The sequence below is a fragment of the Streptomyces sp. NPDC029159 genome, from assembly GCF_055564055.1.
Window position 1 is genome coordinate 19929 of the sequence record NZ_JBVHWT010000001.1, and the last position, 12737, is coordinate 32665.

The following is a 12737-nucleotide window of genomic DNA, read 5'->3' on the forward strand; positions in this document are numbered from 1 at the left end:
TCATGAGAAAAGTTGCCGTTTCGTGCGGCGGGTACTGGCCGGTGCCGGGGGTGATCTCTCGTAGAGTTTCCGCGTGGGATCTCTGCGCAATCCGATCGGTCCGCTCCCCTCCTCCATCTACTGGCGGCGGAGAGCCGTTGCGCTGGGCATCTTCGCGCTGCTCGCCCTCCTGGTGGTGTGGATCCTCAACTGGGGCGGCGGCAACGGCCCCACCGACACCGAGGGCAAGGGCGCCGCGGACCACGGCCCGGCCGACGCCATCACCCCGGGCCCGTCCTCCACCGGCCCGGCGATCAGTCAGAAGCCGGGTGGCCGCGACGAGTCGGGCGCCGGCGGAGGCGGAGGCGGCACGGGCGGCTCGGGTTCGGGCTCCGGTTCGGGCTCCGGCTCCGGGGATTCCGGCTCCGGGGATTCCGGCTCCGGCGGCTCGGGCTCCGATGACGCGGGCTCAGGCGGCTCCGGCAAGGGCCCGATCGGCACGGGCACCGGCGGCGCTCCGGTGGCGGCCGGTTCCTCGCTGCCGAACTGCACGGGCAGCAGCGTCGAATTGACACTGCGCAGCGTCAAGGACTCCTACCACCCCGGGACGAAGCCCGAGTTCGAGCTGACCGTCAAGAACACCGGCGGCGCCGACTGCAAGGTCGACCTCGGCGCGAAGGCCGCGGTGCTGACCATCACCGACACCACCGCCGACGACCCGGTGTGGGCCTCCGACGACTGCCCCAAGGGCTCCGCCGCCGCCCTGATGAAGATCCCCGCGCACGCCACCGTCACCCGCACCGTCACCTGGGACCGCCGGGCCGGCGGCCCGCAGTGCGCCACCCCGAGCGCCGCCTCCGTCCCGGCCGGCAAGTACCGCGTCGAGGCCGCCGTCCCAGGCCTGACCGCGGTGCACACGGAGTTCACGCTCGCCAAGGACTGACCCCCCACGGGCCGGCCGGGCCGCCGCCCCACCGCCCCGCCCGGCCGCCCCGTCTCCCGCGTTCCAGCCTCTGACCTGCGCGTTCCAGGTCCCGTTCGGCGCAGCCCACGGCCCGCTCCCCCGCCCTCGGACGTACCGCCTCCGGTTGTTCCGCCCGCAGAGGATTCGCTGAGAGCATGCGCCCCTGGTGGGCCGCCGCCGGGCGGGGCACAGTCGGCGCATGAAGCTACTGATGCTGGGTGGGACCGAGTTCGTCGGCAGGTCGGTCGTCGAGGAGGCGCTGGGCCGGGGCTGGGAGGTGACGGTCTTCCACCGCGGGCATTCCGCGCCGCCCATGGGGGTGGAGGTGCGGATCGGCGACCGGAGCGTCCCGGGCGGGCTCGCGGCACTGGAGGACGGCAGCTGGGACGCGGTCGTCGACACCTGGAAGGGCGCACCGGCCGCCGCCCGGGACGCCGCGCGGCTGCTGTCCGGCCGCGTGGGGCGCCATCTCTACGTCTCCTCACGCTCGGTCCACCCGTTCCCGTGCGCCGCCGGGCTCGACGAGAGCGGCCCGGTGGTCGACGGCTCCCCCGACGACACCTCCGCCGACGATTACGCGCGGGCCAAGCGGGGCGCCGAGCTGGCGGTCCAGGAGGCGTTCGGCGACCGGGCGGTGCTGGCCCGCGCCGGGCTGGTGCTCGGTCCGTACGAGAACATCGGGCGGCTGCCGTGGTGGCTGGGCCGCATCGCCCGCGGCGGGCCGGTCCTCGCCCCCGGGCCGCGCGAGCTGCCGCTCCAGTACATCGACGCCCGTGACCTCGCCGTATGGGCACTGGACGCGCTGCACGACGGGATCCCCGGCGGTGCGTACAACCTCGTCAGCCCGACCGGCCACGCCACGATGGGGGAACTCCTCGACGCCTGCCTCCGGGTGACGGGCGCGGACGCCGAGCTGCGCTGGGCCGATCCGGACGCGGTGCTGGCCGCCGGGATCGAGCCGTGGACGGAGCTGCCGGTGTGGCTGCCGCCGGGTGAGCAGCACGACACGCTGCACCGCGGCGAGGTGTCGAAGGCGCTGGCCACCGGCTTGCGGTGCCGCCCGGTGACGGAGACGGTCGCCGACACCTGGGAGTGGCTGCGGTCGATCGGCGGCACCGCCCCGCTGTATCCGGGACGGCCCGCACCGGGACTGCCGCCGGAGAAGGAAGCGGCCTTCTGGGCGGCGTGACGGGCGGGCTGGGGTGCAGGGCAGCCCCCGGCCGGACATGAGCGCGGCGGGCCCGGAAGCCAACGGCCCCGGGCCCGCCGCATTCAGACGTACCGTCGGCGCTCCGCGCTCAGACGTACCGTTCGAGGATCGACGACTCGGCGAGGCGGGACAGGCCCTCGCGGACCGAGCGGGCGCGGGCCTCGCCGACGCCGTCCACCGCCTGGAGGTCGTCGACGCTGGCGGCCAGCAGCTTCTGGAGGCCTCCGAAGTGGTCGACGAGACGGTCGATCACCGCGCCGGGAAGGCGCGGCACCTTCGCCAGCAGCCGGAAGCCGCGCGGCGAGACGGCGGAGTCCAGCGTCTCCGGTGAACCGCTGTAGCCCAACGCACGGGCGACGGTCGGCAGTTCCAGCAGCTCGGTGTGGGTGAGCGCGTCCAGCTCCGCGAGCGCCTCGGGGACGGTGCGGGAGCGCTTGGCGGTCGGCTCGGGGACGTAGTCACGGGCGACCAGCTCGCGCTCCGGCTCGACACCGGCGATCAGCTCGTCCAGCTGGAGCGTCAGGAGTCGGCCGTCGGTGCCCAGTTCGACGACGTACTCGGCGATCTCGGTGGCGATCCGGCGGACCATCTCCAGGCGCTGGGCGACCGCGGAGACGTCCCGGACCGTCACCAGGTCCTCGATCTCCAGGGCGGAGAGGGTGCCCGCGACCTCGTCAAGGCGGAGCTTGTACCGCTCCAGTGTCGCCAGCGCCTGGTTGGCGCGGGAGAGGATCGCCGCCGACTCCTCCAGGACGCGCCGCTCACCGTCGACGTACAGGGCGATCAGCCGCATCGACTGGCTCACCGAGACGACGGGGAAGCCCGCCTGGATGGAGACGCGCTGCGCGGTGCGGTGGCGGGTGCCGGTCTCCTCGGTGGGGATGGAGGCGTCCGGCACCAGCTGCACCCCGGCGCGCAGGATCTTGCTGATGTCCTTGTCGAGCACGAGCGCGCCGTCCAGCTTGCACAGTTCGCGCAGGCGGGTGGCGGTGAACTCGACGTCCAGCACGAAACCGCCGGTGCACATCGACTCGACGGTCTTGTCGAAGCCGAGGACGATCAGTCCGCCGGTGTTGCCGCGCAGGATGCGTTCGAGTCCGTCACGCAGGGCCGTACCGGGGGCGACCGCGCTCAGCGAGGCGCGCATCAGGGCGTCGGTACCGGAACCCCCGCCGGACCTGCCGGGAGACGATGCCCGGTCGTTGGCTGCCACTGCACTCCTCCGTCGCAAGGTCTGTCGGTCCGCAGCCGCCCGGCCCCTGCCGTGGTGTCCTGCGGCGTATCAGGGAGCGTACGTGTCCCGGCGGCAGGACTGCGGAGGGGCGGGCGGGACCGGGGCAGAGTCTACCGGCGGACCTCCTCCTCCTGCGGGGCCGCTCGCCGGGGCCGCTTGGGCAACACCCGCAGCGCCTCACCGACGTCGGCGACCTCCAGCACCCGCATCCCGTCGGGGATCCTGCCCGGATCGGACGGCACCAGCGCATGGGTGAAGCCGAGCCGCGCCGCCTCGGCGAGCCGCCGCTGGACGCCGGTGACCCGGCGGACCTCCCCGGCGAGCCCGACCTCCCCGATGGCGACGAGGTTCTTCGGCAGCGGGGTGTCGCTCGCGGCGCTGGCCAGGGCGAGGGCCACCGCGAGGTCGGCGGCGGGCTCGGTGAGCTTCACCCCGCCGACGGTGGCGCTGTAGATGTCGCGCTTGCCCAGGGCGCTGATGCGGCCACGCTGTTCGAGGACGGCGAGCATCATCGAGACGCGGGAGGTCTCAAGGCCGGAGGTGGTCCGCCGCGGCGAGGGGATCTGCGAGTCCACGGTGAGCGCCTGGACTTCGGCGACGAGCGGGCGGCGGCCCTCCAGGGTGACGGTCAGGCAGGTGCCGGGCACCGGCTCGGCGCGGCGGGTCAGGAAGAGGCCGGAGGGGTCGGCGAGCCCGGTGATGCCCTCGTCGTGCAGCTCGAAGCAGCCGACCTCGTCGGTGGTGCCGTAGCGGTTCTTGACGCCGCGGACCAGCCGCAGCCGGGCGTGCCGGTCGCCCTCGAACTGCAGAACCACGTCGACGAGATGCTCCAGCAGCCGCGGGCCCGCGATGGCGCCGTCCTTGGTGACGTGGCCGACGAGGAGGGTGGCCATCCCGCGCTCCTTGGACGCGCGGATGAGCGCCCCGGCGACCTCGCGGACCTGCGCCATGCCGCCGGGGGCGCCGTCGATCTCCGGGGAGGCGACGGTCTGCACGGAGTCGAGGACCAGCAGCGACGGCTTGACGCTGTCGAGGTGGCCGAGGACGGCGGAGAGGTCGGTCTCGGCGGCCAGATAGAGGTCGTCGCTGAGCGCGCCGATGCGGTCGGCCCGCAGCCGGACCTGGCTCGCGGACTCCTCGCCGGTGACGTAGAGGGTGCGGTGCGCGTCGGAGGCGGCCTTGGCGGCGACGTCCAGCAGGAGGGTGGACTTGCCGACGCCGGGCTCCCCGGCGAGCAGCACGACGGCGCCCGGGACGAGGCCGCCGCCGAGCACGCGGTCCAGCTCGGGCACGCCGGTGGAGCGGGCGGTGGCCCGGCGGCCGTCGACCTGCCCGATCGGGACGGCGGCGGTGGTGACCCGGCCGGGCGCGGTGGTGCGGACCGCCCCGGCGCCGCCGGTCTCCTCGACCGTGCCCCACGCCTGGCATTCGGGACAGCGCCCGAGCCACTTCACGGTGGTCCAGCCGCACTCGGTGCATCGGTAGGAGGGGCGCTCCTTGGCCGACGTTTTACGGGTTGCCATGACGTCACCGTAACGGCGGGGTGTGACAGCGGGGTCCGGCGGCGACCGGCCGGGGCGACGGCGGACCGCCCTGCCCGGGCCTTGAGGGACCCGCGGGAAACGGCCGGAGGGCCCCGTCCCGCCCCCGTCGCCTTCGGGAGGCTTGGGCGGAACGGGTGGTTCATGTCCTCTTTTGAGTGAGATGCTCACTCGTTAGGGTTGAATGTGCGGCCAGACGGTAAAAGCGGCTGGATCATCGCCCTACCGTCGCCGGGGTGATGAGCAGGCCCGAGCACCCCACGCACACCACCGGCGCACACCGGTCGCGCAGCGGCGCTTCGCATCGGAGCAGGCCGCAGCCCCCCGGCCGACCGGTGCCCTCCGACCGTCCCGAGCAGGCCGTCCGCCCCGAGCGGTCGGTCCGCGTCGCCTGGCCCGTCCTGGCCCCGCCCCCGGGGACTCCGGGCGGGCAGCCGCATGCCGCGCGTCCCGGCACCCCCGACCGTCCCGGGCAGCCCGTCCGGGCCGCGGGCTACGAGCCGTATCTGGACGGGCTGTTCACGTACTGCCTGTCCGTGCTGTGCGCGCACGACGCGGCGGCGGCGGTGCTCGGGGAGACGCTGGCGCTCGCCGAGCGGCAGCACGGCAGACGCCCCGACGATCCGGGCCTGTACCGCCCCTGGCTCTACGCCCTCGCCCGCTGGGCGTGCCTGCGGCGGCTGGCCGATCCCGGTCCGCCGGACCCGGCGGCGGACCCGGAGTCCGGGCGGCGCGAGCTGGCCCGGCTGGCGTGGCCCGAGGCGGCGGGGATGACGCCGGAGCAGCGCGAGGCGCTGGAGCTGTCGGTCCGCCACCGGCTGCCCGCGGCGGAGGTGGCCGCGGTGCTCGGCACCGAGCCGGTCGCCACCCGGGCGCTGCTGGCCACCGCGTCCTGCGAGGTCGAGCGGACCCGTGCGGCGCTGGCCGTGGTGGAGCGCGGCCACTGCCCGGACGTGGCGCGGCTGGCCGGCGGCACCCGGATGCTGCTGGGGGCGGTGCTGCGGCGGGAGCTGGTGCGGCACGTCGACGACTGCGCCGAGTGCCGCTCCACCGCGGAGTGTGCGACGGCCGCCGGTCCCTGGCCGGGCACCGCGCCCGCGGCCCGGGGGACGCTGCCGCTGGTCGCGGCGCCCCGGGAGGCGGTGTTCGGGGCGCTGGCGGCGGCCCGGCGGGCGCGGTCCGGGCGGGCCGAGGGGGTGGCCGGTTCGGGTGTGCCGAGCGGCGCGCGCCGGACGGGCCGCAGCGGTGGGGCAAACGGTTCTCCACGCTACGACCGCCGGGGCTTCCCGGTCCGTGCGACGGATCTGGCGGCCCGCCGCGCGCGGCTGCGCAGCCGCGCGATGACGACCACGATCGTGGCCACCGTGCTGGCCGCCCCGGTGCTGGCCCTGTGGGCGGCGTACCGGAGCACCCCCGCGCCGGGTGCGGCGGAGAGCGCGCCCCCGGTGTCGGCTGTCGACTCGGACAGCGGGCAGCTGGACGGCCGCCCGTACGAGAACGCGGGCAACGCCGGGGCGACCCCGCGCTCGACGGTGTCCGGGGTCCCGGGGGAGGTGACGGCGCGGGTGACCGGCGCGGACGGCGGGCGCGCGCGCCGGGCGACCGGCCCCGGGCGGCTGACCGTGGCGGCGCAGCCGCACGGGGCGACGACCGTCATCACGCTCAGCGCGTCCGGCGGCACCCCGGTGCGCTGGACGGCGGCGGCGGGCGCCCCGTGGCTCCAGCTCAGCCGGACGGCCGGGGAGCTGGAGCCGGGGCGGACCACGGCGGTGACCGTCGTCGTCGATCACGACCGGGAGCCGGGCGGGCCGTGGCGGACCCGCATCGTCATCGGGCCGGGAGCCACCGCCGTCACGGTGGAGGGCCGGGGCGCCGACGCCCCGGGCCGCCCGCGCCCCACGTCCCCGGATCCCGCGCCGCCCCGCCCGGCCACCCCGGTGCCCCGGCCGACCCGACCGTCGCCGACGCCCCCGGCGTCACCGGATCCCACGCCCACCGGACCGACGCCCGCGGATTCGTCGACGCCGGTGGCCACCGTGCGGTAGCCGGAAGAAGGCTGGAACGGGCAGGTCAGAGGCCGGAACGGCGGGGTGGAACGCCTCTTTAGGGCTGCTCTCCGGGCTGCTCTCCGTCCAGCACTTCCAGCTTCACGGCCTTCCCCGAGCGGGCGGACTCCGGCGGGGTCACCGGGTCGGCCGGGTGCGGGGCCAGCGGGAGGGTGGCGGCCAGCCGCTCCTCGCAGAGTTCGGCGAGCTTGGCGTAGCCCTCCTTGCCCATCAGCTCGGTGAGTTCCGGTTCGTACGAGACGTAGACGGGGTCGCCGGCGCCGTGGGCCGAGGTGGCGGAGGTGCACCACCAGTGCAGGTCGTGGCCGCCGGGGCCCCAGCCGCGGCGGTCGTACTCACCGATCGTCACCTGGAGGATCTGGGTGTCGTCGGGCCGGTCGATCCAGTCGTAGGTGCGGCGCACCGGGAGCTGCCAGCAGACGTCCGGTTTGGTCTCCAGCGGCTCGCGGCCCTCGCGCAGCGCCAGCAGGTGCAGGGAGCAGCCGGCGCCCGCCGCGAAGCCGGGGCGGTTCTGGAAGATGCAGGAGCCCTGCCAGCGGCGGGTCTGGCGGTCGCCGTCCTCGTCCTCCTCGGTCCAGCCGCTCTCCGTGCCGACGTCGTGGAACTGCCACAGCTCCGGCGTGAGCCGCGCCACGTGACCGGCGACCCGCTCCTCGTCCTCCTCGTCGGAGAAGTGCGCGCCCAGCGTGCAGCAGCCGTCGTCGGCGCGGCCCGCCTGGATGCCCTGGCAGCCGCTGCCGAAGATGCAGGTCCAGCGGGAGGTCAGCCAGGTCAGGTCGCAGCGGAAGAGCTGCTCGTCGTCGGCCGGGTCCGGGAAGGTGACCCAGGCGCGGGCGAAGTCGAGGCCGACCTCGTCGGCCGGGGCGCCCGCCTGGCGCTTTGCGCCCTTCTCCGCGGCTTTCCCGCGCTTCGCCTTGTTCGTCTTAGCCACGACTCCAGCGTACGGGTCCGCCGCCCCCGCGAGGCGCCGCCGGACCGGGCCCCGGTGGTGCGCACCCCGCGGGCGCCCCCGCGCCCCCGGCGGCCCCAGGCTCCGCAGTAGGTTTCCCCGTATGAGACTCGGTGTCCTCGACGTGGGTTCGAATACGGTCCATCTCCTGGTGGTCGACGCGCACCCGGGCGCGCGCCCGCTGCCCGCCTACTCGCACAAGGCGGAGCTGCGGCTCGCCGAACTGCTCGACGCGGACGGCGCGATAAGCGAGGCGGGCGTGGAGCGGCTGGTCGCGACCGTCCGGGAGGCCGGGCAGGTGGCCGAGGACAAGGGCGTCGAGGACGTGCTGCCGTTCGCCACGTCCGCGGTCCGCGAGGCCACCAACGGCGAGCAGGTGCTGCGCCGCGTCACCGAGGAGACCGGCGTCGCGCTGCGGGTGCTCTCCGGGGAGGACGAGGCGCGGCTGACCTTCCTCGCCACCCGCCGCTGGTTCGGCTGGTCGGCCGGGCGACTGCTGCTCCTGGACATCGGCGGCGGCTCCCTGGAGATCGCGTACGGGCTGGACGAGGAGCCGGACGCGGCGACGTCGCTGCCGCTCGGCGCGGGCCGGCTGACCAGCGGCGCGCTGCCCGGCGATCCGCCCGGCCCGGAGGAGGTGCGGGCGCTGCGCCGCCGGGTGCGGGCCGACATCGCGCGGGTGGTGAGCGACTTCACCCGCTACGGCCACCCCGATCATGTCGTCGGCACGTCGAAGACCTTCCGGCAGCTGGCCCGGATCACCGGTGCCGCCCGCGCCTCGGACGGGCTGTACGTCCAGCGGGAGCTGGAGCGCAAGAAGGTGGAGGAGTGGGTGCCGAAGCTGGCCGGGATGACGGCGCAGGAGCGTGCCGCGCTGCCCGGTGTCTCCGCGGGCCGCTCGCGCCAGCTGCTGGCGGGGGCGCTGGTGGCGGAGGCGGCGATGGACCTCTTCGGGGTGGATGCGCTGGAGATCTGTCCGTGGGCGCTGCGCGAGGGCGTGATCCTGCGCCGGCTCGACCACCTGCCCACGCCCTGAGCGGTGCGGCCCGTACCCTGTCCTTCGTGACAGAGCCAGTGGTGCGCATCCCCGATGCGAAGGTCGCGCTGTCCACGGCCTCGGTCTACCCGGAGTCGACGGCGACGGCGTTCGAGATCGCCGCGCGTCTGGGGTACGACGGTGTCGAGGTCATGGTGTGGACCGACCCGGTCAGCCAGGACATCGAGGCGCTGCGGCGGCTGTCCGACTATCACGGTGTGCCGGTTCTGGCGGTGCACGCGCCGTGTCTGCTGATCACGCAGCGGGTGTGGTCGACCGATCCGTGGGTCAAGCTCCAGCGGGCGAAGAACGCCGCGGAGCGGCTCGGCGCCTCCACCGTCGTCGTCCACCCGCCGTTCCGCTGGCAGCGGTCGTACGCGCGGGAGTTCGTGCGCGGGGTGTGGCGGATGGGGCATGAGACGGACGTCCGGTTCGCCGTCGAGAACATGTATCCGTGGCGCTACCGCGACCGCGAGATGCTGGCGTACGCGCCGGACTGGGACCCGACCAACGACGACTACCGGCACTTCACGGTCGATCTCTCGCACACCGCGACGTCGCGCAGCGAGGCGCTGAAGATGGTGGAGCGGATGGGCGACCGGCTGGCGCACATCCATCTCGCCGACGGCAGCGGCTCCGGCAAGGACGAGCATCTGGTGCCGGGGCGCGGTTCCCAGCCCTGCGCGCAGCTGCTGGAACAGCTGGCGGTGACCGGTTTCGACGGCCATGTCGTCGTCGAGGTCAACACCCGCCGCGCGATGTCCGCGGCGGAGCGCGAGGCCGATCTCGCCGAGGCGCTGGCCTTCACCCGGCTCCATCTGGCGTCGCCGCCGGGGACGCCGGGCGCGTAAGACACCCCTAGGGATCGACGGGCGCCCCGCCCCCGCCCGCAGTACCTTGGGGCGTCATGCGGATCACGAAGTACACCCACGCCTGTGTACGGCTGGAACGCGACGGCCGGGTACTGGTCATCGATCCCGGCGTGTGGAGCGAACCGGCCGCGCTGACCGGCGCGGACGCCGTGCTGGTGACGCACGAGCACACGGATCACGCCGACGTCCTCCGCCTGGCCGGGCTGGGCGTACCGGTCCACGCCCCGGCCGGCGCCCGCCTTCCCGGTCTTGACGTCATCGGGGTGTCCCCCGGCACGGAGTTCACCGCCGCCGGTTTCCACGTCCGGGCGGTCGGCGGGCGCCATGCGACCGTGTTCGACGGCCAACCGGACTGCGCGAACCTCGGCTACCTCGTCGACGAGGCGGTCCACCACCCCGGCGACGCGCTCCACGTACCCGACCGGCCCGTCGAGACGCTGCTCGTTCCCGTCCACGGCTCGTGGATGCGGACGTCGGAGGCGATCGACTTCGTCAACGAGGTCCGGCCACGGCGGGCGTTCGCGATCCACGACGGGCAGCTCAACGAGCGGGGTCTGCACAGCGTCAACGGCTGGCTCACCGAGGAGACCGACCACGGCTACCGCTATCTGCGGCCCGGCGAATCGCTCTGAGGGCCCGCCCCGCACGGCGTCCGCACTCCGGGCACCCGTCTCACCATGTGGAGGACGTGTCCGGATCGCGGATCGGCAGCGTACTCTCGGGACAAGCTGATACAGGACGGCTGATGTACGACGCCGCCGGTACGCGGCGGGGTGGACGTCCCCCCTCCGGTGCCGCAGCGGCGGTCGTCCGAGACGATCCCCTAGGGAGTGACCATCGTGCCCGAGCTGAGGTCCCGCACCGTTACCCATGGCCGCAACATGGCCGGCGCCCGAGCCCTTATGCAGGCCAGCGGCGTAGCGCGCGAGGACTTCGGCAAGCCGATCATCGCCGTCGCCAACAGCTTCACGGAGTTCGTGCCGGGCCACACCCACCTCCAGCCGGTGGGCCGCATCGTCTCCGAGGCGATCCACGCGGCGGGCGGCATCGCCCGGGAGTTCAACACCATCGCCGTCGACGACGGCATCGCGATGGGCCACGGCGGCATGCTCTACAGCCTGCCCTCCCGCGATCTGATCGCCGACTCCGTGGAGTACATGGTCGAGGCGCACTGCGCGGACGCGCTGATCTGCATCTCCAACTGCGACAAGATCACCCCGGGCATGCTGATGGCCGCGATGCGCCTCAACATCCCGACCGTCTTCGTCTCCGGCGGCCCGATGGAGGCCGGTCAGACCACGCTGGTCGACGGCACGGTCCGCAAGCTCGACCTCGTCAACGCCATCTCCGAGGCGGTCAACGAGAACGTCTCCGACGAGGACATCCTCCGCATCGAGCAGAACGCCTGCCCGACCTGCGGTTCCTGCTCCGGCATGTTCACCGCCAACTCCATGAACTGCCTGACCGAGGCGATCGGTCTGGCCCTGCCCGGCAACGGCTCCGTCCTCGCCACCCACACCGCCCGCAAGGCGCTGTACGAGAACGCCGGCCGCACCGTCGTCGAGATCACCAAGCGCCACTACGAGCAGGACGACACCACCGTCCTGCCGCGCTCCGTCGGCTCCCGCGCCGCGTTCGAGAACGCCGTCGCGCTCGACATCGCCATGGGCGGCTCGACCAACACGATCCTGCACCTGCTCGCCGCCGCCCAGGAGGCCGAGCTGGACTTCGACATGAAGAAGATCGACGAGCTGTCGCGGAAGCTGCCGTGCCTGTCGAAGGTGGCCCCGAACGGCGCCTACTACATGGAGGACGTGCACCGCGCGGGCGGTATCCCCGCCATCCTCGGCGAGCTGTACCGCGCCGGGCTGCTCAACGAGGACGTCCACACCGTCCACTCCCCCTCACTCGCCGACTGGCTGAAGAACTGGGACATCCGCGGCGGCTCCCCCTCCGCGGAGGCGACCGAGCTGTTCCACGCGGCGCCCGGCTGCGTCCGCTCGGCGAAGGCGTTCTCGCAGTCGGAGCGGTGGGAGTCGCTGGACACCGACGCGGCGAACGGCTGCATCCGCGACATCGAGCACGCCTACTCCACCGAGGGCGGCCTGGCGATCCTCTACGGCAACCTCGCCGTGGACGGCTGCGTCGTGAAGACCGCCGGTGTCGACGAGTCGATCTGGACGTTCGAGGGCCCCGCCGTGGTCTGCGAGTCCCAGGAAGCCGCGGTCGACGCGATCCTGAAGAAGCAGGTCAAGGAGGGTGACGTCGTCGTCATCCGCTACGAGGGCCCCAAGGGCGGCCCGGGTATGCAGGAGATGCTGTACCCGACGTCGTTCCTCAAGGGCCGCGGTCTGGGCAAGGCGTGCGCACTCGTCACCGACGGCCGCTTCTCCGGCGGCACCTCGGGCCTCTCCATCGGCCACGCCTCCCCCGAGGCGGCGTCCGGCGGCACCATCGCCCTCGTCGAGAACGGCGACCGCATCCGCATCGACATCCCCCACCGCACCATCGAACTCCTCGTCCCCGACACGGAGCTGGAGTCCCGCCGCCTCGCCCTCGGCGGCGTCTACGCCCCCAAGGACCGCGACCGCAAGGTCTCCCAGGCGCTGCGCGCGTACGCCGCGATGGCCACCAGCGCGGACAAGGGCGCCGTCCGCGATGTGAGCAAGCTGAGCTGAGCCAGGCGGAGTCCGTACGCGCGACTCCGGTACCCGTGGGCCCTCGCCGGGAGGCGGGGGCCCACGTGGCGTTTCGGGGCGCCGGACCTTCCTTTACGCAGTGTTCGAATGTGACGCCGCCGCAGCGGAGGCATCTTCAACGGAAATTCCATGCCTCGGCCGGACGAAATCGAGCTGCCCGGCGGGGCGTTCAGGATCCCCTGGAACT

General features: G+C 73.9%; 10 protein-coding genes. 7 read left to right on the forward strand and 3 right to left on the reverse strand.

Going from position 1 to position 12737, the window contains the following annotated elements:
• Window positions 1–73 precede the first annotated feature (73 nt).
• Together ACZ4U4_RS00100 and ACZ4U4_RS00105 are read left to right on the forward strand one after the other, a co-directional pair.
• On the forward strand, window positions 74–922 hold the full coding sequence (locus ACZ4U4_RS00100; RefSeq protein WP_467867704.1) for a hypothetical protein: 849 nt from the start codon (window positions 74–76) through the stop codon (window positions 920–922).
• Between the two features lie 220 nt (window positions 923–1142).
• Entirely contained in the window at window positions 1143–2132 is a 990-nt protein-coding gene (locus ACZ4U4_RS00105) for an NAD-dependent epimerase/dehydratase family protein (RefSeq protein ID WP_467867706.1), read from the forward strand.
• Window positions 2133–2241: 109 nt separating this feature from the next.
• On the opposite strand, the gene disA is transcribed toward ACZ4U4_RS00105, so the two are convergent.
• Both disA and radA read right to left on the reverse strand, forming a co-directional pair.
• The gene (gene disA, locus ACZ4U4_RS00110; RefSeq protein ID WP_030288727.1) at window positions 2242–3366 is read right to left on the reverse strand and encodes a DNA integrity scanning diadenylate cyclase DisA; all 1125 of its coding nucleotides are present in this window, start codon (window positions 3364–3366) and stop codon (window positions 2242–2244) included.
• A 131-nt stretch (window positions 3367–3497) separates the two neighbouring features.
• Complete coding sequence (radA, locus tag ACZ4U4_RS00115) at window positions 3498–4910, reverse strand: DNA repair protein RadA (RefSeq protein WP_467867709.1); 1413 nt, start codon at window positions 4908–4910, stop codon at window positions 3498–3500.
• 257 nt (window positions 4911–5167) lie between these two features.
• Between radA and ACZ4U4_RS00120 the strand changes: the two genes are divergently transcribed.
• The gene (locus tag ACZ4U4_RS00120) at window positions 5168–6973 is read left to right on the forward strand and encodes an RNA polymerase sigma factor (RefSeq protein ID WP_467867711.1); all 1806 of its coding nucleotides are present in this window, start codon (window positions 5168–5170) and stop codon (window positions 6971–6973) included.
• A 58-nt stretch (window positions 6974–7031) separates the two neighbouring features.
• Here the strand turns inward: ACZ4U4_RS00120 and ACZ4U4_RS00125 are convergent, their stop codons facing one another.
• Window positions 7032–7925 (reverse strand): DUF3109 family protein, encoded by an 894-nt coding sequence (locus tag ACZ4U4_RS00125; RefSeq protein WP_467867713.1) that lies wholly within the window; start codon window positions 7923–7925, stop codon window positions 7032–7034.
• A 121-nt stretch (window positions 7926–8046) separates the two neighbouring features.
• On the opposite strand from ACZ4U4_RS00125, the gene ACZ4U4_RS00130 reads away from it, so the two are divergent.
• The 4 genes from ACZ4U4_RS00130 (at window position 8047) to ilvD (ending at window position 12529) form a co-directional block, all read left to right on the forward strand.
• Window positions 8047–8979, forward strand: a complete 933-nt coding sequence (locus tag ACZ4U4_RS00130) for a Ppx/GppA family phosphatase (protein ID WP_467867715.1) — start codon at window positions 8047–8049, stop codon at window positions 8977–8979.
• A 38-nt stretch (window positions 8980–9017) separates the two neighbouring features.
• The gene (locus ACZ4U4_RS00135) at window positions 9018–9830 is read left to right on the forward strand and encodes a sugar phosphate isomerase/epimerase family protein (protein WP_467868908.1); all 813 of its coding nucleotides are present in this window, start codon (window positions 9018–9020) and stop codon (window positions 9828–9830) included.
• A gap of 56 nt (window positions 9831–9886) precedes the next feature.
• Entirely contained in the window at window positions 9887–10483 is a 597-nt protein-coding gene (locus tag ACZ4U4_RS00140; protein WP_467867717.1) for an MBL fold metallo-hydrolase, read from the forward strand.
• Between the two features lie 207 nt (window positions 10484–10690).
• The gene (gene ilvD, locus ACZ4U4_RS00145; protein ID WP_467867719.1) at window positions 10691–12529 is read left to right on the forward strand and encodes a dihydroxy-acid dehydratase; all 1839 of its coding nucleotides are present in this window, start codon (window positions 10691–10693) and stop codon (window positions 12527–12529) included.
• The last annotated feature ends 208 nt before the right edge of the window (window positions 12530–12737 follow it).

Bases quoted from the DNA above. Each gene is read 5' to 3' on its own strand.
- ACZ4U4_RS00105 (WP_467867706.1), top strand. From the start codon at position 1,143: ATGAAGCTACTGATGCTGGGTGGGACCGAGTTCGTCGGCAGGTCGGTC.
- radA (WP_467867709.1), bottom strand. From the start codon at position 4,910: ATGGCAACCCGTAAAACGTCGGCCAAGGAGCGCCCCTCCTACCGATGC.
- ACZ4U4_RS00120 (WP_467867711.1), top strand. From the start codon at position 5,168: ATGAGCAGGCCCGAGCACCCCACGCACACCACCGGCGCACACCGGTCG.
- ACZ4U4_RS00130 (WP_467867715.1), top strand. From the start codon at position 8,047: ATGAGACTCGGTGTCCTCGACGTGGGTTCGAATACGGTCCATCTCCTG.
- ACZ4U4_RS00140 (WP_467867717.1), top strand. From the start codon at position 9,887: ATGCGGATCACGAAGTACACCCACGCCTGTGTACGGCTGGAACGCGAC.